The following is a 21,541-nucleotide window of genomic DNA, read 5'->3' on the forward strand; positions in this document are numbered from 1 at the left end:
GTCTCAGCCCCCGGAATGATGCAGCACGCATGGATCCAGCGTAGTCCGCAGGTCAGTACACGTCCCTGACGTAGCGCTTCTCGCTCGCGAGCTGTTTGACGTATGCCGCCGCGCCCGCCTCGTCCAGGCCGCCGTGCACCACGGCGATGTCGCGCAGGGCCTGGTCGACGTCCTTGGCCATGCGGGAGGCGTCGCCGCAGACGTAGAAGTGGGCGCCGTCCTGGAGCCAGGACCACAGCAGCGGGCCGTGTTCGCGCATGCGGTCCTGGACGTAGACCTTGGCGCGCTGGTCCCTGGAGAAGGCGGTGTCCAGACGGGCCAGGGTGCCGTCGGCGAGGAAGGCGGTGAGCTCCTGTTCGTAGTAGAAGTCGGTGGCCCGGTGCTGCTCGCCGAAGAACAGCCAGTTCGGGCCACGGTGGCCGAGGGCGCGGCGCTGTTCCAGGAAGCCGAGGAAGGGGGCGACGCCGGTGCCGGGGCCGACCATGACCATCGGGGTGGCGGGGTCGGCGGGCGGGCGGAAGTGTGCGGAGCGCTGGACGTGCACCGGTACGGGGGTGTCCTGCTCGGCGTCGGCGAGGAAGGGCGAGCAGACGCCCTGGCGGGGGCGGCCGTGCAGGTTCTCGTAGCGGACGACGGAGACGGTCAGTGAGACCAGGTGGGGGTCGGTCAGCGGGCTGGACGATATGGAGTACAGGCGTGGCTGCAGGCGGCCCAGCGCGTCGGCCCACTCCTGGGCGTCGGCCCCGACCCGGTGCTCGGCGATCACGTCCACGGCCTGCCGGCCCCAGGACCACTTCGCCAGCTCGCCCTTGTTGTCGGGGCGCAGCAGTTTCTTCAACTCCCGTGGGTCGCGGGCCCGTTCGGCGACGAAGCGGAGCAGGTCGGGGCTGACGCGGGTGATGTCGAGATGCCGGAGCAGGGCCTCGCCGAGGGGGACCTCGCCGGCGCCCTTGACCTCGACCGCCGTCTCCGCGTCCAGGCCGGTGACGGCCAGCCACTCGGCCACCAGTTCAGGGGAGTTGAGGGGCCGGACGCCGAGCGCGTCGCCCGCCTCGTAGAGCAGCGGGCTCTCGCTGTCGCGGGTGTCGAAGGTGAACCGGCGGACCTCCTTGCCGGCGCCGGGGAGGCTCAGCAGGCGGTTGCCGGTGAGGCGGGCGGTGACGGGGGCGGGTTTCCTCGTGCGCGGGGTGGGCGGGGTCGGGGGCGGGGCCGCCGGTGCGAGGGCGGGGCGTTCGGGCGTACCTGACAGGGCGGTGAGCACCTGGTCGAGCCAGGCGTGGGCCGCGTCCTCGTAGTCGGGTTCGCAGTCCGTGCGCGGGGCGAGGCGCAGTCCGCCGAGCTCGTCGAGGCGCTGGTCGAGGCGGCGGCCGTGGCCGCAGAAGTCGTCGTAGGAGGAGTCGCCGAAGGCGAGGACGGCGAAACGCCTCCCCTCCATGCGCGGGGTGTCGGGCGCGGTCAGGGTCTCCCAGAAACCGCTGCCGTTGTCGGGCGCGTCGCCGTCGCCGAAGGTGCTGGTGACCAGGAGCAGGTCCGCGCCGGACGGCAGCGCGGCGGGGTCGGCCTCGTCCATGCCCAGCAGCGAGGCGGCGTGTCCGTCGGACTTGACCCGCTCGGCGACGGCGGCGGCGAACTCCTCGGCGTTGCCGGTCTGCGAGGCCCAGAGGATCACGACCTCACGGCCGGGTGACGACGTGGTCGGTACGGCGGTGTCGGCGGCCCGCGAGTACATGCCGGCCAGCACCCCGTTGACCCACAGGGCGTGCTCGGGGCTGAAGGGCGCGGAGGGCGGCAGCACCGGCACGCCCGGGGCACCGGAGGGGATGCCGGCGAGGAACCCGACGAGGTACTGCCTCTCCTGCGCACTGAGCACGGGCGGCGGAGCGGGTGCGAGCCCGAAGGGATCGGAAGCGGCAACCGCGACCGGTGCCGTCTCAACTTCCGTTTCCCCGCCCGGATTTCGTACGGTGACCGGAGTCGACACCTTGGTCAGCGACACCGCGCACACCTTCAGCTCGGGCTGGAAGGACAGCGGGTCGACGGCGTCGCTCGTGACGGCGTTGACGCTCAGGTACTCGCCGAACAGGTCGTTCCAGTGGAACGGCGCGAAGCAGTTCCCGGGCCGCACCCGGTCGGTGACCACCGCGGGCAGCACGGCCCGGCCGCGCCGCGAGGCGACCTCCACCGAGTCGCCGTCGCCGACGTCGAGTGCGGCGGCGTCCTGCGGGTGGAGCTCCACGAACGGCCCGGGGTTGAGCTTGTTCAGCTTGGGCACCTTCGCCGTCTTGGTCAGCGTGTGCCACTGGTGCTGCAGCCGCCCGGTGTTCAGCACGAACGGGTAGTCGTCGTCGGGCATCTCGGCGGCCGGGAGGTGCGGGCGGGCGAAGAAGGCGGCACGGCCGCTCGCGGTGGGGAAGGTGAGGGAGCCGTCCTCGCCGATGTAGCGGATCGGGTTGCGGTCGGGCCCGTCGCCGCTGGCGGCGGGCCACTGCACGGGGGTTTCCCGCAGCCGCTCGTACGTCACCCCGCGCAGGTCCCAGCCGGTCCTCGGGTTCCAGGCCTGCTTGATCTCCTCGAAGATCTCCTCGGCGCTGTCGTGGGCGAACCCCTTCTCGTAGCCCATCTCCCGGGCGACGGCCGCGATGATCCGCCAGTCCGCCGTGGCCTCGCCGGGCGGGTCGGCGGCGGGCCGGGCCAGGGTGAGGTTGCGCTCGCTGTTGATGAGGACGCCCTCGGTCTCGGTCCACAGGGCGGCCGGCAGGACCACGTCGGCGTACGCGTTGGTCTCGGTGTCGGCGAAGACGTCCTGGGTGACGACGAACTCGGCGGCCTCCAGGCCCTCGATGACCGTCTTGCGGTTGCCGACGGAGGCGACCGGGTTGGTGCAGATGATCCAGCAGGCCTTGATCTCGCCGTCGGCCATCTTCTGGAACATCTCGACGGTGCCCTTGCCGACCCCGTCGGCGCGGATGGTGCCGGGTTCCAGGTCCCACAGCTCCTCCACGAACGCGCGCTCCTCGTCGACGAGCACGGACCGCTGGCCGGGGAGACCGGGGCCCATGTAGCCCATCTCGCGGCCGCCCATGGCGTTGGGCTGGCCGGTGAGGGAGAACGGGCCGCTGCCCGGCCGGCAGATCGCCCCCGTCGCGAGATGCAGGTTGACCAGGGCGTTGGTGTTCCAGGTGCCGTGCGTGGACTGGTTGAGGCCCATGGTCCAGCAGCTGGTCCACTCCCCCGCCTCGCCGATCAGCCGGGCGGCCTCCCGGATGTCGTCCTCGGGGATGCCGGTGATCCCGGCGACGGTGGCGGGCGGGTAGTCGGCGAGGAAGGCGGGCATATCCTCCCAGCCGTCGGTGTACCGGGCGATGAACTCGGCGTCCGTGTGGCCGTTCTCGTACAGGAGGTGCAGCAGCCCGTTCAGCAGCGCCAGGTCGGTTCCCGGCTTGATCTGCAGGAACAGGTCGGCCTTGTCGGCGGTGGCGGTGCGGCGCGGGTCGACGACGACGAGCTTGGCGCCGGCCGATTTCACCCGTTCCATCATGCGCAGGAAGAGGATCGGGTGGCAGTCGGCCATGTTGGAGCCGATGACGAAGAAGAGGTCGGCCCGGTCGAGGTCCTGGTAGGAGCCGGGCGGTCCGTCGGCGCCGAGCGAAAGCTTGTAGCCGGTGCCCGCGCTGGCCATGCACAGCCGCGAGTTCGACTCGATCTGGTTCGTCCTGACGAACCCCTTGGCCAGCTTGTTCGCCAGGTACTGCGCCTCCAGGCTCATCTGTCCGGAGACGTAGAAGGCGATCGCGTCCGGCCCGTGCTCGTCGACGATGGCGCGAAGGCGCCGGGCCGTCTCGCTGACGGCGGCGTGGACGGCGTCCGGTACGGGCTCCTCGCCCCGCTCGTGCCGGACGAGGGCCGTGGTCAGCCGCCCGGGAGCGGCGAGCAGGTCGGCGGTGGTCGCGCCCTTGGTGCACAGGCGGCCGAAGTTCGCGGGGTGCTCCTTGTCGCCGGACGCCTTCAGGACCGTGCGGCGTCCGTCCGGTCCGAACCCGATGTCCAGCACGATGCCGCAGCCCACCCCGCAGTACGAGCAGACCGTCCGCACCTTCGGCGCCGTCGTCGTGTTGGCGTTCCGCGAGTCCGGCGCGGCCACGGGCACCCCCTGCCTCTCATGATCGTCCCGTACGGGTGGAGCTTCCGTGACGGTACGAAATGCCCATTACACCGATGTCTCCTGGGCCGGTCATCAGGGGTTACGCCGGGCGCACAGGGGTCGGGAGGGCGGTGTGAGAGGTCCTTCGGGGAGCGGATCGGGGGGTGAGAGGTCAGCTGCCGACCCCGATGGCCGCCAGCAGCACCAGCACCAGGGTGGTCGCGGCCAGCAGGCCGTGGGCGCCGACGACCGGCACGGGCAGATGCCGTTCGGCGGGAGTCGTCGCCTCGGTTCCGCCTGGGGCCATCACCTCGGTCACGGCGGGGGCCGCGCGGTACACGGGGATCCAGCGGGCGAGCATGGTGAACCCGAGCAGGGCGACGGCGACGAGCACGCCGAAGGACGCCCAGGCCAGGGCGGTCCTGTCGGCGGCGAGATAGACGATCCACACCACCAGTCCGGCGGCCGCCAGCAGGAAGTGCCCGAAGACCAGCGGCGCCGGGAACCGGGTGGTCCCGGTCTGCTGCTGGCGCAGGCCGCCGCCGGAGATCCAGCGGACGAGGAGGAAGAATCCACCGAGGGCGGTGACGATCCAGGCGACGAGAGCGGCGATGTCCATGTCCGGCTCCAGTGGCTCGGGCCCAGTGGTTCTGGTCAGGGCGTCGTACGGGTACTGCGGTACCCCTCCGTCTGCACGGACTCGGCGGCCACGCGGACGCCGTAGCGGTAGGCGAGCTTGCCGCCCAGGTATCCGGAGACACCGAGGGCGGCCAGGGCGACGGCGGAGAGTGTCAGCTGCCCGTTGCCGACGCTCTGCCCTCCCGCGTAGCCGTCGCCCTGGCGCCAGGCGAAACCGGCCGCGTAAGCCGCGGTCACGGCGAGGTTCAGGGACATGTGCACCAGCGCCGTACGGAAGGCCGGTGTCCCGGTGGGGATGGCGAACAGGTCGAGGAAGCCGACGCCTGCCGCGGCCAGGGCGCCGAGCACACCGATCGCGATCAGCCAGGCCGAACCGTGGGTCAGGAAGCCCGGCCGGTCGACGATCTTGGAGGCGATGTCGAAGACCAGGCTGCACACCCAGGCCCCGATCGGCACGGTGACCAGGATCGGATGGAACGGATGCCCGTACGGGCCCGCCAGCGCACCGCTGACCGGCTGCTTCGCCTGACGTAGCTCACTGTCGACCGTCATGGCCCACCTCGCCTGAGAGGCATTTCACCCACAAGTGTTGGTCTTATTCGCGCGGAGGTCAACCGCAAGCGCCGAGTACCCCGAATCGGAGTTACCGTGAGCCCGTGACCTCCGGCTCCGACCCCATCTCCGCGCTCGCCGTCCTCGGCGACGAGTCACGGCGCCGACTGCTGGACTTCGTACGGCGGGCCCGGCGGCCGGTGACCCGCGAGGAGGCCTCGGCGGCGGTCGGGATCTCCCGCAAGCTCGCGGCCTTCCACCTCGACAAGCTGGTGGCTTCGGGCCTGCTGCAGTCCCGGCACGGCGGCCACGGCCCGCGCCGGGTCGGCCGCGCGCCCAAGGTGTACGAGCCCACCCCGCACACCCTCTCCCTGAGCCTCCCACCGCGCCGCCACGACCTGCTGGCCTCGCTTTTGACCGAGGCCCTGACGGCGCAGAAGCAGGGGGAGAACGCGCAGGAGGCGGCTTTGCGCGTGGCCGGGGAGAGGGGCGAGGCCGTGGGCGCCGAGGCGGGGGCCGGCGACCTCATGGCCACCCTGGAATCGCTCGGATTCGAGCCCGCCGAGGAGGGAGCCGGGCGCACGGTGCTGCACAACTGCCCCTTCCATCCGGTCGCCGCGCAGGCACCGGATCTGATCTGCGGCATGAACCACGCCTTCCTGCGCGGCTGTCTCGCCGCGTCCGGCCACCCCGAGACGACTGCCGTGCTGACCCCGCAACCCGGTATCTGCTGCGTCGAGTTGCGAACCGAGCGATAACAACCGGCGGGAGCCGGCAGGGAAATGCCGTGTGCGTTCGAATTCACGGTCCCTTCGTTTTCTCCACGGAATACCACCGGAATGCAATGCGTGCATTGGGGCGGTGAGGTCCGTTCTCACAGCGACCCCCCGGTCGGAAATGAGGCAACGAAACCATCGATTAACTGACGCGTAGCGGACGGGAATCGTCACACCTGTGCACTCCTCGTCACCGCCGTTCACGCACAGCGTCAGGAGGGACCATGTCCTTCTTTGCCAGGGGGTCCTGGCCAGCAGACCATCGCGACGAGATCGTCGCGGGCGCGCTCGTCGCGGCCGTCGTCGTGGTCCTCGGATACGCCTCGGGCATTGGCGCCCAGGCACCGACGACCATCGACACCGCGTCCCCGCCAGCGTCCGAGACCTCTCCCCAACCGCACCAACCCACGGCCCGCTCCGCAACCGGACCTCCCGACACCGCCGTCGGGAATTACGGCGCCGGCTCGGCGGGCGGCTATTGGCCGGGCGGCAACGACGCCGGAATTCCCGTGGGGGGCGGTATGCCGTCCACCGGCGGGGAAAGCGGCCACGGTCACGGTACGGGCGGATCGCACGGCGGACCGGGGGGCGGATCCACCACCGGCCCCTCGCCCTCCCCCACTCCGACCCCCTCGCCCTCGGGCAACTGCGACGAGGGTGAAGTCCACCTCGTACAGCCGCTGTTGAACGGCGTGGTCACTCCGGTCACCGGCCTGCTGGACGGGCTCCTGGCCCCGGCCTCCCCGAGTCCGTCGCCCTCTCCGTCCCCGTCGTCGTCGGCCGGCGCCCTCTCCTCGCTGTGCGTCGGTGTCGCCGCCTCGCCCTCGGTCGTCCCGGAGGTACTGCCGTGAGACGCCGCGCCGCGTCCCTGCTCGCCCTGCTCCTGACCGCGCTCGCGGCCCTGCTGTTCGCGGCACCGCCTGCCTCGGCCCACACGGAGCTGAAGTCCTCCATGCCGAAGGACGGCGCCCGGCTCCTGCACACCCCCGCCACCGTGCGGCTCACCTTCAGCGAACCGGTCGAACCGGCCGACGTGCACATCAAGGCGGCGGGCAAGCCACTGGCCGTGTCCCGGGGCGGCCACGGCAACGACACCATCGAGGTCACCGTCCCGAAGATCTCGGCGCAGGAACAGAGCAAGGACCGGGGTGACCTGAGCCTGATCTGGCAGGTACTTGACATGGAGGACGGGCATCTGACGTCCGGGACGCTCTCCTTCCGCCTCACCGCGAAGGCGGGCCGGTCGGCCGAGGCGGCGGCGCTCCCGGAGCCGTCCGAGGCGGTGCACTCCGCCTGGGTCGCCGTCCGCTGGGCCGGTTATCTCTCCCTCGCCCTGTTCGTCGGCGGTCTGGCGTTCCTCGCGCTGCTCTGGCCGCAGGGCGCGTGGGACCGTCGTACCCGCCGCGTCCTCACCCTCTCCTGGGCCGCAGGTCTCGCGGCGAGTCTGCTCGCGCCCGGACTCCAGGCCGCGTACGGAACGATGGGCACGCTCGGCGCCGTGTTCCGGCCCGGCACCTACACCGACCTGTTGAACACCGAGGTCGGCGTCGTGGCCGCCTGCCGGATGCTGATGTGGGTGCTCGCCGCCATCGCGCTGGCCGCCCTGCTGCAGGGCGGGGACCGGGCCGCACGGTCGCCCGGCTGGCGCGTCGGCGCACTCGCCGTCACCCTCGGACTGCTGCGGACGACGAGCATGACCGGCCACAACTCCGAGGGCACGCACCCCGGTTGGGGCGCGGTGGCCGACCTGGTCCATCTGCTCGGCGTCTCGGTGTGGCTCGGCGGCCTGACGGTGCTGCTGCTCGGGGTACTGCCCCGGCGCCGCCCCGACGAACTGTCGGCCGTCGTGAACGGCTACTCCCGGCTTGCCGGGGTGTCGGTCGCGGCGATCGTGGCGGCGGGGGCGGTGCTGACCTGGCAGGTGGTCGGGTCCTTCGACGCCCTCTTCCACACCGGCTACGGGCAGCTGCTGCTGGTCAAACTCGCCGTGCTGGCCGCCGTGTTGCTGATCGCCCAGCGCAGCCGCGGCTGGGTGCGGACGCGGCTCGACATCGCCGTACTGCTGCGCGGCGACCGCGCCACCGTGCGGCCCTTCGTCCACTCGGTCGCGGCCGAGACGGGGCTCGTCCTCGTCGTACTCGCCGCGACGAGTCTGCTGGTCACGTCCGCTCCCGGCCGCTGACCCGCACCCCTGTCCCACCCCTCTCCCCTCACCAGGGAACTCACAAGGGAGAAGCACCACCATGCACACAGAGGAAACCACCGCACCCGCGCCGCACCACCGGCGCTCCCGTGCGGGCAACCGGGTGCTGCTGGCCACCGGCCTCGGCGCCGGCCTCGCCGCCGTGGCCGGCCTGGGCCTGCTCCAGGCGTCCGCCGGGGCCGCGACCCCGCAGACCGCCGCCCCGGCGGCCGAGGCGCAGTCGATGCCGGACATGAACCACTCGGCCACCAAGGCCGCGGCGGCCAAGTACACCATCGAGATCAAGAACTACAAGTTCGCCCAGCCCAAGCTGACCGTGAAGGTCGGCGACACCGTGAAGTGGATCAACGAGGACTCCGCTCCGCACACGGTCACCACCACCAGCGGCCCGGCCAAGTTCGACTCCGGGACCCTGCAGAAGGGCGACAGCTGGTCGTACACCTTCACCAAGGCCGGGACGTACCAGTACTACTGCGCGGTCCACCCGGACATGACGGCGTCGATCACCGTGGTCGCGAACAGCGGCGGCGGCTCGGGCGGCTCCACCGGGGGCGGCACGGGCGGCTCGACCGGAGGATCCACCGGCGGCTCCACCGGCGGCTCCACCGGCGGCTCGACGGGCGGCTCCACCGGCGGCTCCACGGGTGGCTCGACCGGCGGCTCCACCGGCGGTTCGACCGGCGGGGGCAGCAGCTCCGGCGGTACCGGAGGCGACGGCGGCGACTGCGTCAGCGTCCAGCAGGTCCTGCTGCCGATCCTGCAGCACATCGACAAGGCGCACCTGGAGGAGTCCCCGGGCCAGCAGGTCCAGGACGCGCTCAAGCTCGACAGCTACCTCAAGATGCACACCGTCTGGCTGGAGTCGATCCTCACCCCCGCGGTGAACGGCACCGGCAGCGTCGCCGACGACACCCTCGGCGTGCTTCTGCAGCACATCGACAAGGCGCACCTGGAGGAGTCCCCGGGCCAGCAGCTCGCGGACATCCTCAACCCGGACGCCTACGTGAAGATGCACACGGTCTGGGCCGAGCACCTGCTCGCTCCCACCGAGAACTACGTCACCAACTCCTGCTGAACCAACTCCTGTTGGCTTCGTCCAGCAGGACGCGGCGGGCCGGCCGAGTCGCAGTCGGCCGGCCCGCCGCTCGCTCCATTCTCCCCGCCCGTCACTCCGCTCGCCCATCGAGGTGCCGAGATGACCACCGAGACCCAACCCACCGCCGTCCTGCCCCCGGCCCGCCCGGGCCCCGACTGGCTGCCCGACCCCGGCACCTACGGCGCCGTCCCGGACCGGTGCATCGTCGAACTGACCGCCCGCTTCGGCCCGTTGACCACCTTGCGCCGCCGCCTCACCGCCCTGGACGCGACCCTCACCGTGGCGCCCGACTCCGACGACTGCGTGCTGAGCCTGGAGCTGGCCGGCCGGCCGCTGGGCGGCAGGGTGCTCACCTTCGTCAGCACCAGCCTCACGCCCACGGACGAGGCCACCCGGCTGCACGTCCCCGGCGAACTGGCCCTGGCCGGTGAACCGGCCCCGGCCCTCTTCGGCTTCCGTGTCGTCGAGCGCACCACCGACCGGCTCCTGGTCCTCGGCACGCTCCGGCTGCCGTACCGCCCCCTGCGCCGTACGACCGGCCTCGCCCTGCCCCGCATCCGTCCCGCAGACCGCATCCGGCTGCTCGTAGCCGCGGAGTTCACATGCCCCGTCTGACCGCCTTCCTCGGCGCCCTCTTCCTGGCGGGCGCCGCGCTCGTCCTGCCCGCCCCCGCGGTGCAGGCGGCCGCCGGCCACCAAGTCCTCATGTCCGGCTACGCGTTCTCGCCCCGCACCCTGACCATCACCGCCGGGGACACGGTCACCTGGACCAACCAGGACCAGGCGCCCCATGACGTCGAGACCACCTCCGGGCCCGCCTCCGTCCACTCCCCGATGCTCAGCAAGGGCGGCAGCTGGAGCCACACCTTCACCACGCCGGGGACCTACGGCTACCTCTGCACCGTGCATCCGGGCATGACGGCCCAGCTCGTCGTGCAGCCGGCCGCCGCGCCCGCGCCCACCGTGCAGCAGCACCAGCACCAGACGGCCGCCGCCCCCGCCACCCGACCCGCCGGCGCGATGCCGTCGTCCATGCACATGGGCCACAGCGCCGAGGCCGCCGCCCCCGGAACCACCACGAGCCCGTCCCCCTCCCCCACGGCCTCCGCCTCCGCCCCCGCGGCGGCACAGCCCGCCGTGGACAACGCCGCCTCCGCCATCCGCCCCCTCAGCCCCCTCCTGCTCCTCACGGGTGTCGTAGCAGGCGTGGCCGTCCTGTGCCTGCTCCTGGTCGGCTCCCGCTCGGCCGCCGCCGCGTCCCGGAACGAGGAGGCGGGTACGGGCTGACCTCGCGCCGGGCCTGTCACGCCCGGCGCAGCACCACCAGCACGACCAGCAGCACGGTTGCGCCCGCGCTCGTCCCGTGGGCGACGACCGCCGTCAGCGGAAAGTGGCGCTCCGCGGTCCGTGCGCCCCGGGAGTGCCGTCCCGAGCTGGGCAGCCAGCGCAGCAGCATCATGAAGCCGAACGCGGCGACGACCAGCACCACGGCGCAGGCCGCCCAGGCCGTGCCCCGGACCGCGCCCGCGAGGTAGGCCGTCCAGCAGGCCAGACCGGCGACGGCCAGCACGACATGCCCCACGACGAGCCACAGCGGCAGCCGCGTCACCCCCGGCGTGCGCTGCCGCAGGCCGCCGTGGCGGATCCACACAGAGGCCAGATAGCCGCCGAGCCCCGCGGTCAGCAGCCACGCGCACAGTACGAAGACACTCACGCGCTCCAGCACAGCGCAGGGAACGAGCGCAGAACGGACATCCATTCACTGATTCACCCGTAGGCGTGAACAGTGGTGCGAACCCCTTGCCAGCCATTGATCTGCGGGGGTTCCCCCGGAGGTCATCGAGCGGCCATCAAACCTGTCTCGTTCGTTTTCTTGAATCATTCGTGTTTGTGCGGGTAGCTTGGGCGCCATGACTTCACCCCAGACTCCGACCACCGCCGAGGAGCTGCGCGGTGCCGGCCTGCGGGTGACGGCCGCCCGCGTCGCGCTGCTCGAGACCGTCCGCGAGGGTGATCACCTCGGCGTCGAGGCGATCGCCTCGGGTGTGCGGGACCGTGTCGGCCACATATCCCTGCAAGCCGTGTACGAGGCGCTGCACGCCCTCACCACGGCCGGACTCGTACGTCGCATCGAGCCGCCGGGCAGCCCGGCCCGGTTCGAGGGCAGGGTCGGGGACAACCACCACCACCTGGTGTGCCGCTCGTGCGCCGCCGTCCTCGACGTCGACTGCGCGGTCGGTCATGCCCCCTGCCTCACCGCTTCGGACGACCGAGGCTTCGCGATCGACGAGGCCGAGGTCATCTACTGGGGCCTGTGCCCCGACTGTTCCACCGCTCGCACGGCCTGAGCACCAAACCCGGAAGGATTCGCATGTCTGAGAACACCCCCGCCGAAGGGGCTAAGTGCCCGGTGGCGCACGACCGCGCCCTGCACCCCACCCAGGGCGGTGGCAACCGTCAGTGGTGGCCGGAGAAGCTCAACCTGAAGATCCTTGCCAAGAACCCCGCCGTGGCCAACCCGCTCGGTGAGGAGTTCGACTACGCCGAGGCGTTCCAGAGCCTCGACCTGCCGGCCGTGAAGCAGGACATCGCCGAGATCCTGACGGACTCCAAGGACTGGTGGCCGGCCGACTTCGGGCACTACGGCCCGTTCATGATCCGTATGGCCTGGCACAGCGCGGGCACCTACCGCATCAGCGACGGCCGTGGCGGCGCCGGTGCCGGTCAGCAGCGCTTCGCCCCGCTGAACAGCTGGCCGGACAACGGCAACCTGGACAAGGCCCGCCGTCTGCTGTGGCCAGTGAAGAAGAAGTACGGCAAGAGCCTGTCCTGGGCCGACCTGATGATCCTCGCGGGCAACGTGGCACTGGAGTCCATGGGCTTCACGACCTTCGGCTTCGGCGGTGGCCGCGAGGACGTATGGGAGTCGGAGGAGGACGTCTACTGGGGTCCCGAGAAGGTCTGGCTCGACGACCAGCGCTACACCGGCGACCGTGAGCTGGAGAGCCCGCTCGGCGCGGTCCAGATGGGTCTGATCTACGTCAACCCGGAGGGCCCGAACGGCAACCCGGACCCGATCGCCGCGGCCCGCGACATCCGTGAGACCTTCCGCCGCATGGCGATGGACGACGAGGAGACCGTCGCCCTCATCGCCGGTGGTCACACCTTCGGCAAGACCCACGGCGCGGGCCCGGCCGACCACGTCGGCGCCGACCCCGAGGCCGCCCCGATCGAGGCCCAGGGCCTCGGCTGGAAGAGCACCTACGGCTCCGGCAAGGCCGGCGACGCGATCACCTCCGGCCTGGAGGTCACCTGGACCGCCACGCCGACCCAGTGGAGCAACGGGTTCTTCAAGAACCTCTTCGAGTACGAGTACGAGCTCACCGAGAGCCCGGCCGGCGCGAAGCAGTGGGTCGCCAAGGACGCCGAGGCGATCATCCCCGACGCCCACGACGCGTCGAAGAAGAAGCTCCCGACGATGCTCACCACCGACCTGTCACTGCGCTTCGACCCGGTCTACGGTCCGATCTCGCGCCGGTTCTACGAGAACCCGGAGGAGTTCGCGGACGCCTTCGCCCGCGCCTGGTACAAGCTGACCCACCGTGACATGGGCCCGAAGTCCCTGTACCTCGGCCCGGAGGTCCCGGCGGAGACCCTGCTGTGGCAGGACCCGCTGCCGGAGGCCGAGGGCGAGCCCATCGACGCCGCCGATGTCGCGGCGCTCAAGGCCAAGCTGCTCGACTCGGGTCTGTCCGTGGCCCAGCTGGTGTCCACCGCGTGGGCGTCGGCCTCGACGTACCGCAACAGCGACAAGCGCGGCGGTGCCAACGGCGCCCGTATCCGCCTTCAGCCGCAGGCCGGCTGGGAGGTCAATGAGCCCGACGAGCTGGCTCAGGTGCTGCGCGTCCTGGAGGGCATCCAGGCGGAGTTCAACGCGAACTCGGGCGCCAAGAAGGTCTCCCTGGCCGACCTGATCGTCCTCGGTGGCGCCGCCGCCGTCGAGAAGGCCGCCAAGGACGCCGGTCACGACATCGAGGTGCCCTTCACCCCGGGCCGTGTGGACGCCACGGAGGAGCACACCGACGCGGAGTCCTTCGCCGCGCTGGAGCCCACCGCCGACGGCTTCCGCAACTACCTGGGCAAGGGCAACCGCCTGCCGGCCGAGTACCTGCTGCTCGACAAGGCCAACCTGCTGGGCCTGAGCGCCCCCGAGCTGACCGTCCTCGTCGGCGGTCTGCGCGTCCTCGGCGCCAACTACCAGCAGAGCGCGCACGGCGTCTTCACGGACACCCCCGGCAAGCTGACGAACGACTTCTTCGTCAACCTGCTCGACCTGGGCCACACGTGGTCGCCGGTCTCCGAGGACCAGACGGTCTTCGAGTGCCGTGACGACGCGACCGGCGAGGTCAAGTGGACCGGTACCCGTGCCGACCTGGTGTTCGGCTCGAACTCCGAGCTGCGTGCGCTCGCCGAGGTCTACGCGGCCGACGACGCCAAGGAGAAGTTCGTGAACGACTTCGTCGCGGCGTGGGTCAAGGTGTCGAACGCGGACCGCTTCGACATCGCCTGATCCGCCCGGCCACCCAGCTCGGTCACCGGGCAAGGCCACTGACGTCCGGGCCGTCCCTCAGGGGGCGGCCCGGGCGTCGCCTTCTGCGCCCGTACGTCTTCCGCCACCGCGCCAGGTGACGGGCATCGCCCTGTCCGTGACCGCTGACCCCCATCAGCGAGGGCAACGAGGCACCGCTGTTCCATGCCCCGAGCAGGTCGCGGTTGACGGCGACGATGCCGTTCCTGACCACGACGTCCATGGCTTGCTTGCTGAACCGGGTCGTCGTCACGAACACCGCGACGTCCGCCCCGAAGTGCACCTTCGACCCGAGCAGATCCCGTACCTCCCGGCTGGCGATGACGGCACTCGGCGTGTACCGCTTGCACTGCACGACCATCGCCCGCCCGTCCGGCAACCGCCCGACCACATCGGCCCCTTGGTCACCCGATCCGCCGACCCGCCGCACCGCACGGCACCCGTCCCGGCGGCACAGCGCGGCGACCAGCTCCTCGAACTCCGTACCGCTCATGGCGTCCACTTCGGCCAACGACCGATGCCCGGCGGCGACCGCGTCCCGCTGCCGCCACGCCCGGTCCCGGCCGCGCAGGATCCGGTCCGTACGCCACAGCCACCAGCCGAGGCCGCCAAGAGCCGCCGCGACGACGACCCCGACGACGTACATCCAGATCGCCGACCAGAACACGGCCAGCACCAGTACGCCGGCCAGACCGGCACCCGCCCGGCGCGAGAGCGCGTCCCGCCGCGCCGCCCGCCGCCGCTGCCGTCCCTTGCGCCGCGCGGCCATCCGCACCACCCCCCGATCCCTCACGGGCAGTGTGAGCATGGCCGGGAGCGGCGGAAAGACCGCATACCGGCCATGACGGCCAGAACGGTGCGGGCCCCGCACGACGGCGCAGTGCGCCCGGCTGCGTAAGGTGAACCCGTGACTGCCACGCAGCCCGCCCCGAGCACGGCCGGGGCCCGCCACCGCCAAGTGGTGCGGCCGGCCGTGCTGGTTGCGGTGCTGCTCGGGCTGTTCCTCATGCACGGCGGCCCGGCCGCGGCTGAAGGCGGCTGCCACGGGGCCATGGCGGACACCGCGGTCACGGCGGTCACGCAACCGGCGCCGGCCGCCATGGCAGCGCACCCGGCCGACCACTCCAGGGCGGGCGACAAGGCGACCCCGCGCACGGACGAGACCATGCGGGGCGCGCTGTGCCTGGCCACCCCTCCCCGCTCGGCGAGCCCGCTGCCGCCGCTCGCCACGGCCGTCCTGGTCCTGCCCGTCGCCGCCCTGCTGCCACGGGCCCCACGGGCGTACGTGGGCACCCGCCGCAGGGGACCACCCCTGGGCGGACGCGAACTCCTCCTCCAGGCGTGCATCGCACGGACGTGACGAGACCCCGGACACCGGCTCACCGCCGCGGTCCGGCACCGGTCCCACGTCCGTCACTCGCGCCGTATCGCGGCGCCCACCTGGAAAGACACCTTATGTCCAAGCGCTCTCGGACGCCCCGCCGCCTCCTCATGGCGGCCACCACCACCTCGGTACTCACCCTGGCGCTGGCCGCCTGCGGCTCGGGCACCGGCTCCGGCCACAGCTCCGCCATGCCCGGCATGGACCACGGGAACACGCCGTCCCCCTCCGCATCGGCCGACGCCATGGCGTCGATGCCCGACATGGACACCGCCGCCACCGGCAACGGCCTGGCCGCCGCCCGGGACGGCTACCGCATGATCTCGAGCACCACCGGCCTCCCCGCCGACCGGTCGGCCGACTACCGCTTCACCGTGACCGGCCCGGACGGCAAGCCGGTCACCGACTACACCGTCGACCAGACCAAGCGGATGCACTTCTACGCCGTCCGCACCGACCTCACCGGCTTCCAGCATGTGCACCCCGCCATGGCCGAGAACGGCACCTGGACCGCGCCGCTCGCCGCGCTGAGGCCGGGCACCTGGCGGCTGTACACCTCCTTCACCCCGGCCACCGGCTCAGGCAAGGGCAAGGACTTCGTCCTCAGCCGCACGGTGAAGGTGTCCGGCAGGCCGATGACCGCAGCCCTGCCCGATGCGTCCGGCACCACCACCGTCGACGGCTACACGATCGCGGTGAAGGGCGACCTGCTGGCCGGCACGGCCCGCCGGCTGACCGCCACCGTCACCAGCAACGGCAAGCCGGTCACCGACCTCCAGCCCTACCTGGACACGTACGCCCACCTCACCGCCTTCCACCAGGGCGACCTGTCCTTCGCCCACCTCCACCCGGAGACGAAGGTCAACGGTGACCATGGCGGACCGACCCTGACCTTCCACGCCGAGTTCGCCCAGTCCGGAAACTGGCGGCTCTTCCTGCAGTTCCAGACCGCCGGCAAGCTGCACACCGCAGCGCTCACCCTCCACGTGAACTGACCGCCGCACCCGTCTAACCCCGGCCCGTCCCCCTGCCGGAGGGAGGGGCCGGCCCTTACGGGCGCCCGGGGACGGCGACCTCTTTCGAAACGAGACATGAGGGCCGCTGCCCGTGCCTGATCGTGCGGGAGGGTGCCGTCCGCGCGTACTCGGCGGAGTCGCGCAACCAGTACTCGCAGTCCAAGGTCCGCGGCCACCTGGTCCTGCTGGTCACCGATCAGGCCCGCAATCCGGAGGCCTTCGGCGGCCGGCCGAAGCCGGTCGGCGCCGAACCAGATCTTCGTAGAACACCCGGCCGGCAGCTCAGACTCCGATGAAGCTCACTGTTTCCGTGATGTCGGCCCGCGCGGTACGCAGCCGCGACACGCCTTCCTTCTCGTATCCCACCGAGAGGCCGCAGAACAGCACGCGCCCGTCGTCGGCGCCGACGGTCTGGCTGACGGTCGTGCGGTACATCGTCCACATCACCTGGGGACAGCTGTGCAACCCTTCCGCCCTCAGCAGCAGCATGACCGTCTGCAGATGCATCCCCGCGTCCGCCCACTGCCCGGGCCCCATCGTCCGGTCGAGGCAGCAGAACAGTACGACCGGCGCCCCGAACGCCTGCGAGTTCAACGCGGCGATCTTCCTGGGCCTGTCGGGGTCGTCGCGCTCGATCCCGAGCGCTTCGTACCGTTGGGCGGCCGCGGCGGAAAAGCGGTCCAGATACGGTGAGGTCAGTTCGGCGGGGTACATCGGATACTCCCGCTCATCCTCCGGGTCTCCCGCCAGCGCCCTGGCCGCCGCACGCCTCTTCAGCTCGGCCAAGGGCTCGCCCGTCACGACATACAGATGCCACGGCTGGAGGTTTCCACTCGACGGAGCCCGCGCCGCCGCGGCAAGCACTCGTTCGAGCACCGCTTTGGACACCGTTCCCTACTCGTACCGGATAGCTGTACGCCGCGTCCGGCGGTCGGCCGGAGGTGCGCCCCTTCACGGACGGCCAGCGCAGAGCCGCACCCGCCTTGCCAGCAAGATCGCCTGGGCAGCGGTGCGCCTCGCCGCGCCTGATCGGCTACTGGCAAGGTGACCGTGAAGGCGACCGGCCGCCCTGACAGGTGGGCGACCGGCCTGACCGCCCACACCGCCGCCCGGCTCCTGCTGGTGACGCCCGCCACGGCCGCTGCCCTGACCGCCCTGCGCCTCCTGACGGCCCTGTTCCTGCGCCTGCGCTCTCACGGCACCGGCCTCGGCCGGGACCTCTTCATCACGCAGAACACCCCCAACGTCTTCCTGTGGCTGGCGATGACCGCCACCCTGGCCCCCACCACAGGCCACCACCCCTCGGTGATCGCCTCAGCGTCGCACTCGTCTTCTTCACCGCGGGCGGTCCACGCCGACGAACAGATCTTCCTCCACGCCCACCGCCGCGACCTGCCCCCGTGACCGAGGAGGTGCTGGACCTCGTAGAGCGAGACTCCCTTCTGGACCAGCCACGAGGCGCAGGTGTGGTGTATGGAGTGCGGCGGGTGGTGCGGGACGAGCCGCTGCTCGCCGTCGGTGTCGAAGTAGTGGGCACCTTCGAGGGCGGGCCACCAGGTCTGCTGACGCCAGTTGGCCCCTTCTCGACAGGGTCCGGATCCAACTCTGGACGTCCATGCCGGTGGTGGCCCGCATCTCCAAGTCCGCCCAGGAGGGCATGACATGGTTCTTGATGTTGGCTGCATCGCCGCGCAGTGCGTGGGGCTCAACGATGCGGGCGTTCCACCAATGGTCGTGGCACTACCGCGCAGTCGACGCCGGTAGATGCCGTGGTCGTGGCCGCGGTCGGCCCTAGGGTGCCAGGCCCATGAACTTCAGGGCCAGCAGCGCCATGCCAGGTTTGGGCAGCTCGTGGCCGTACCCCTGGAAGCTGTTGGCCTCGACCGGTGGTCTCGTGCTGGCGCTTCCGTAGCGGGTCCTGGTCCAGATCGACTGGGGCTGGTCGGTGAAGACCGGGGTTTGGCTGACACCGAGAACGTTGGTCCACTGTTTGATCTCTTCGCCGAGGTTGTGGTGGTTGAGGGCGGCGTCCTGGGTGCCGTGCCACAGTTGCATACGCGGCCGTGGCCCGGTGTAGCCGGGGTAGGCGGCGCGGGCCAGGTCGCCCCACTCCTGCGGAGTCTTGGTGATGTTGCCTGTGGAGCAGTCACTGTTCCAGCCGCGGAAGGTGCCGGTGTAGAAGCAGTGGTACGGCACGCCCATGAACGCCGATCCGGCTTTGAACACGTCCGGGTAGTCGGCGAGCATGACGTTGGTCAGCATCGCGCCAGAGGAGATGCCGGTCATGTAGACCCGGTGCCGGTTGGCGCCGCGGTTCGCGATCTCCCACCGCACCATGGACATCACGCCGGCCGGGTCGCTGGAGCCGTCGTGTTTCAGCGCGGCGTCCGATGCGACGTCCCAGCACTTGATGTCACCGGTGATCGAGGGGTAGACGACGATAAATCCGTACTGGTCGGCCAGGGACGCGAATTCGCTGCCGTTGAACATGTCAGGGCCGGAGCCTGTGCACCAGTGCGCCGCCACGAGCACTGCCGGATGACGGGGCAGCTTGGCCGGCACGTATTCGTACATCTGCAGGTTCGTGGGGTTGTAGCCGAAGTCGTCGACCTGGGTCAACGTCGCGGCGGACGCCGGTGATGCGAACGCCAGGCTGCCCGCTATGACGCTCAAAGCCATGGCCGCCGCTGTCGCTGCCTTCCTCAACCGCCCTCCCGTCCTGCCGACGTGTGTCGACCGCGCCAGGCTGCCGGCCGCGACCGTGAATCGACGTCGTTGTCTGCCCATGCTTCCTCCCACGTGCGGATGCGTTTACTGGCCCCCCACTGCAGCGGCCTTCCTTCATCAAGGTGTCGAAGCGCTTCAACTGACTTCAACCGACCGCGAGGCTAGCGGCGCACTTCCCGTTCGACAAACACTTCGATGAATCAAATCCTCATCCTTTCAAGGGTGTTTGCGTAACAGGTGCCGCCTGCCCACTATTCGAAGCGCTTCGATACTGGACCTGACCGAGGGGCCGCCGTGTGAATGACCCGTCCCTGTTGCCCACCGCTGAGTGGGTGCCGTACCGCAACCTTGCGCTCCCGGTGGACAAGCGCATCGACGCTCCCGGCCGGGGAGGTGGCACCCGGCGGACACCAGTTACGAGGCAGTGACAATCGGGGGCCAACTTCTCAGCGCGCCAACTGCTCTTCTTCGGTGGAAGCGCGCCAATCAGGCAGCTACGAAGCCCAGCCGGCGCAAAGGGCACCAAGGAATCCAGGGAGACCCGAGCATGAAGCTTGGTATGAAGCGGCTCGCGGCAGTCGGCGCGGTGGGTGTGGTCTCAGCAGTGATGGCGGCGTCCCCGGCATTCGCGAAGAGCGACATCTCGATCGAGGCCACCCCCCACACCGTGCATGCCGGCCACGTGGTGAAAGTACACGGCCAGGGTGACGACGACGCCCACTGGGAAACCGTCCTCGTCATACAGGAGCGGTCCGGCAAACCCGGCCGGTGGGGCCACTGGCACGCCGCCACGCGGACCTTCAAAGCCGATGCGTGGGCAAATGTGAAGGCCACGCGCCCGGGCGAGCTGCAGTTCCGTTCGGTGCTCTACGCGACCGACGAGCACCACAAGCACCCGAAGACGGACCGCATCTCCGCGCCGGTGACCATCCGCGTCGTCCGCTAGCCGACGCAGGAGCACCGCACGCCGATCGACCGCCTACGCCGGAGCGGCACGGCCTGGCCGACGGTGGTCAGCCGCGGCCTTCGTCCGTCATGGTCCCGGGTGTTTCTCGCTCCGGCCCACAGGACGTGACGAAGGCCGCTCTGACGTGTGGCGTTTTACCCGGCGTGGACACGTGCCAGTCGGGTTCGACGCCGGCAGGTGAAAGATCGAATTCAGGCTGCCTCGTCAGCTCGCGGGAAGGCTGAACCTGTAGCCCTGCCGGGTCAGCCAGGGAAGCAGTTCGCGCAGGGCCGCCACGGTCTGGCTGCGGTTGCCGCCGCCGTCGTGCATGAGGACGACGCCGCCGGGACGCAGTTCCCGTTTCACGGTGGCGACGATCGAGGCGACACCGGGGCGCGACCAGTCACGGGGGTCGACGGTCCAGCCCAGCGGGCGCAGACCGTCCTGCACCGCTATCCGGCGGTTCTCGGGGCTGAAGTCGCCGCCGGGTGCACGGAACCACCCGATCCGGGTGCCTGGCCCACCGGCCTTGCTGATCATTTCCTTGGCTGCGGTGATCTCGTGGACCTGCGTGGCGTGCGGGAGGATACGCATCGGCTGGGGGTGATCCACGGTGTGGTCGCACAGCCGGTGGCCGTCGGCGAGGATGCGCTTGACCAGGGCGGAGTTCGCGGCGGCCTGGTTGCCTATCTGGCAGAAGGTCGCCTGCGCGTGGTACTGGGCGAGCAGGTCCAGGACCTGACCGGTGAACGGCCCCGGGCCGTCGTCGAAGGTGAGTGCCACAGTCCGGCCGTACGTCGCCGCACTGTGGACGACCGAAGCGCTCGGGGCGCCTGCAGGGGCGCCCTGCGCGCTGACGTCGGTTGCGGCCGCGCTCGCGCCGGCACCGACACCGGCCAGGGCGAACGAGACGGCCACCGTGCTGCCGAGAGCCGCACGGCGCAGCAGACGGACGGACTTGGAGTTCGGCATTCTGTTCTTGCTCCTGGCATGGCTGGCCATCTCGGGATGGCGATGGCGGGACCCCACGACGATGACCGAATGCCTATCCAAAGCAAAGGATTCACCGGTATTTGCAGCCTTTGTCACAAACCGGTCGATGGTGACTCTTCGTATCAGGTGCTGCCGCTCTCCCCGACTGGGCGTCATAGGCCGCGCGCTGGACCGCCTGGCATGAGCGCGAAACAGCCGAAAGGTCATCCACGCAGGTCAGCGCCCCACAGACGTCCAACACGGCAGGTCACGGTCCACACCGGTCTCTTCCGGGACATGTGACCAGCAGGGCTCCGAAGCTCTGCGCGCAGCGTCGCCGGCATTCGGCACACCCTCGGTCAGCGCCCACACCGCACATCATGCGCACGCCCGAAACCGCAGGCCAGGAGCCCTTCGTGGCCGGTTCAAGGAGGTCGGTGCATTCCAGGTGATGCGTCATCGGAAAGACACCAGAAGGGGAAGGACCTGACGTATTCGCAGGTCA

Annotated in this window: 21 protein-coding genes; 13 read left to right on the forward strand and 8 right to left on the reverse strand. The window is 70.8% G+C overall.

Going from position 1 to position 21,541, the window contains the following annotated elements; all coding sequences use genetic code 11:
* Positions 1–52: 52 nt before the first annotated feature.
* From ACWCRD_RS27455 to ACWCRD_RS27465, 3 genes are all read right to left on the reverse strand, one after another.
* The gene (locus tag ACWCRD_RS27455) at positions 53–4,141 is read right to left on the reverse strand and encodes a molybdopterin-dependent oxidoreductase (protein ID WP_450968440.1); all 4,089 of its coding nucleotides are present in this window, start codon (positions 4,139–4,141) and stop codon (positions 53–55) included.
* A 172-nt stretch (positions 4,142–4,313) separates the two neighbouring features.
* The gene (locus tag ACWCRD_RS27460) at positions 4,314–4,760 is read right to left on the reverse strand and encodes a hypothetical protein (protein WP_450968441.1); all 447 of its coding nucleotides are present in this window, start codon (positions 4,758–4,760) and stop codon (positions 4,314–4,316) included.
* 35 nt (positions 4,761–4,795) lie between these two features.
* Complete coding sequence (locus ACWCRD_RS27465; protein ID WP_450968442.1) at positions 4,796–5,332, reverse strand: DUF2231 domain-containing protein; 537 nt, start codon at positions 5,330–5,332, stop codon at positions 4,796–4,798.
* A 104-nt stretch (positions 5,333–5,436) separates the two neighbouring features.
* On the opposite strand from ACWCRD_RS27465, the gene ACWCRD_RS27470 reads away from it, so the two are divergent.
* The 6 genes from ACWCRD_RS27470 (at position 5,437) to ACWCRD_RS27495 (ending at position 10,693) form a co-directional block, all read left to right on the forward strand.
* Positions 5,437–6,090, forward strand: coding sequence for a helix-turn-helix transcriptional regulator (locus ACWCRD_RS27470; protein ID WP_450968443.1), 654 nt, complete (start codon positions 5,437–5,439; stop codon positions 6,088–6,090).
* 242 nt (positions 6,091–6,332) lie between these two features.
* Positions 6,333–6,959: a hypothetical protein gene (locus ACWCRD_RS27475; RefSeq protein ID WP_450968444.1), complete on the forward strand. Its 627-nt coding sequence runs from the start codon at positions 6,333–6,335 to the stop codon at positions 6,957–6,959.
* The gene (locus ACWCRD_RS27480) at positions 6,956–8,290 is read left to right on the forward strand and encodes a copper resistance CopC/CopD family protein (protein ID WP_450968445.1); all 1,335 of its coding nucleotides are present in this window, start codon (positions 6,956–6,958) and stop codon (positions 8,288–8,290) included. The genes ACWCRD_RS27475 and ACWCRD_RS27480 overlap by 4 nt, the downstream gene beginning before the upstream one ends.
* Before the next feature lie 61 nt (positions 8,291–8,351).
* On the forward strand, positions 8,352–9,386 hold the full coding sequence (locus tag ACWCRD_RS27485) for a cupredoxin domain-containing protein (protein WP_450968446.1): 1,035 nt from the start codon (positions 8,352–8,354) through the stop codon (positions 9,384–9,386).
* Between the two features lie 120 nt (positions 9,387–9,506).
* Positions 9,507–10,022, forward strand: a complete 516-nt coding sequence (locus ACWCRD_RS27490; protein WP_450968447.1) for a hypothetical protein — start codon at positions 9,507–9,509, stop codon at positions 10,020–10,022.
* Entirely contained in the window at positions 10,010–10,693 is a 684-nt protein-coding gene (locus tag ACWCRD_RS27495) for a cupredoxin domain-containing protein (protein WP_450968448.1), read from the forward strand. Before ACWCRD_RS27490 ends, ACWCRD_RS27495 begins: the two co-directional genes overlap by 13 nt.
* A gap of 16 nt (positions 10,694–10,709) precedes the next feature.
* On the opposite strand, the gene ACWCRD_RS27500 is transcribed toward ACWCRD_RS27495, so the two are convergent.
* Entirely contained in the window at positions 10,710–11,120 is a 411-nt protein-coding gene (locus tag ACWCRD_RS27500; protein WP_450968449.1) for a hypothetical protein, read from the reverse strand.
* A gap of 196 nt (positions 11,121–11,316) precedes the next feature.
* Between ACWCRD_RS27500 and ACWCRD_RS27505 the strand changes: the two genes are divergently transcribed.
* Together ACWCRD_RS27505 and katG are read left to right on the forward strand one after the other, a co-directional pair.
* On the forward strand, positions 11,317–11,754 hold the full coding sequence (locus ACWCRD_RS27505; RefSeq protein WP_099931868.1) for a transcriptional repressor: 438 nt from the start codon (positions 11,317–11,319) through the stop codon (positions 11,752–11,754).
* A 23-nt stretch (positions 11,755–11,777) separates the two neighbouring features.
* Positions 11,778–13,976 carry a catalase/peroxidase HPI gene (katG, locus tag ACWCRD_RS27510; RefSeq protein WP_450968450.1) on the forward strand — a complete coding sequence of 733 codons (2,199 nt, stop codon included), beginning with the start codon at positions 11,778–11,780 and terminating at the stop codon, positions 13,974–13,976.
* Between the two features lie 22 nt (positions 13,977–13,998).
* On the opposite strand, the gene ACWCRD_RS27515 is transcribed toward katG, so the two are convergent.
* Positions 13,999–14,787, reverse strand: coding sequence for a restriction endonuclease (locus ACWCRD_RS27515; protein ID WP_450968451.1), 789 nt, complete (start codon positions 14,785–14,787; stop codon positions 13,999–14,001).
* A gap of 114 nt (positions 14,788–14,901) precedes the next feature.
* Here ACWCRD_RS27515 and ACWCRD_RS27520 point away from each other — a divergent pair, with 114 nt between their 5' ends.
* The 3 genes from ACWCRD_RS27520 to ACWCRD_RS27530 all read left to right on the forward strand — a co-directional run bounded on the left by ACWCRD_RS27520 (position 14,902) and on the right by ACWCRD_RS27530 (position 16,687).
* Entirely contained in the window at positions 14,902–15,354 is a 453-nt protein-coding gene (locus ACWCRD_RS27520) for a hypothetical protein (protein ID WP_450968452.1), read from the forward strand.
* 95 nt (positions 15,355–15,449) lie between these two features.
* Positions 15,450–16,370, forward strand: coding sequence for a hypothetical protein (locus ACWCRD_RS27525; protein ID WP_450968453.1), 921 nt, complete (start codon positions 15,450–15,452; stop codon positions 16,368–16,370).
* Positions 16,371–16,492: 122 nt separating this feature from the next.
* The gene (locus tag ACWCRD_RS27530) at positions 16,493–16,687 is read left to right on the forward strand and encodes a hypothetical protein (RefSeq protein ID WP_450968454.1); all 195 of its coding nucleotides are present in this window, start codon (positions 16,493–16,495) and stop codon (positions 16,685–16,687) included.
* Here ACWCRD_RS27530 and ACWCRD_RS27535 read toward each other — a convergent pair.
* On the reverse strand, positions 16,674–17,279 hold the full coding sequence (locus ACWCRD_RS27535; protein WP_450968455.1) for a nitroreductase: 606 nt from the start codon (positions 17,277–17,279) through the stop codon (positions 16,674–16,676). The two genes, ACWCRD_RS27530 and ACWCRD_RS27535, sit on opposite strands and share 14 nt — an antisense overlap.
* A gap of 156 nt (positions 17,280–17,435) precedes the next feature.
* Between ACWCRD_RS27535 and ACWCRD_RS27540 the strand changes: the two genes are divergently transcribed.
* Positions 17,436–17,795 (forward strand): hypothetical protein, encoded by a 360-nt coding sequence (locus ACWCRD_RS27540; RefSeq protein WP_450968456.1) that lies wholly within the window; start codon positions 17,436–17,438, stop codon positions 17,793–17,795.
* Between the two features lie 387 nt (positions 17,796–18,182).
* Here the strand turns inward: ACWCRD_RS27540 and ACWCRD_RS27545 are convergent, their stop codons facing one another.
* Complete coding sequence (locus ACWCRD_RS27545) at positions 18,183–19,070, reverse strand: extracellular catalytic domain type 1 short-chain-length polyhydroxyalkanoate depolymerase (RefSeq protein WP_450968457.1); 888 nt, start codon at positions 19,068–19,070, stop codon at positions 18,183–18,185.
* Between the two features lie 595 nt (positions 19,071–19,665).
* On the opposite strand from ACWCRD_RS27545, the gene ACWCRD_RS27550 reads away from it, so the two are divergent.
* Positions 19,666–20,064, forward strand: a complete 399-nt coding sequence (locus ACWCRD_RS27550) for a hypothetical protein (RefSeq protein WP_450968458.1) — start codon at positions 19,666–19,668, stop codon at positions 20,062–20,064.
* A 225-nt stretch (positions 20,065–20,289) separates the two neighbouring features.
* Here the strand turns inward: ACWCRD_RS27550 and ACWCRD_RS27555 are convergent, their stop codons facing one another.
* On the reverse strand, positions 20,290–21,036 hold the full coding sequence (locus ACWCRD_RS27555) for a polysaccharide deacetylase family protein (protein ID WP_450968459.1): 747 nt from the start codon (positions 21,034–21,036) through the stop codon (positions 20,290–20,292).
* Positions 21,037–21,541 lie beyond the last annotated feature (505 nt).

Source organism: Streptomyces sp. NPDC002092, from assembly GCF_053593775.1.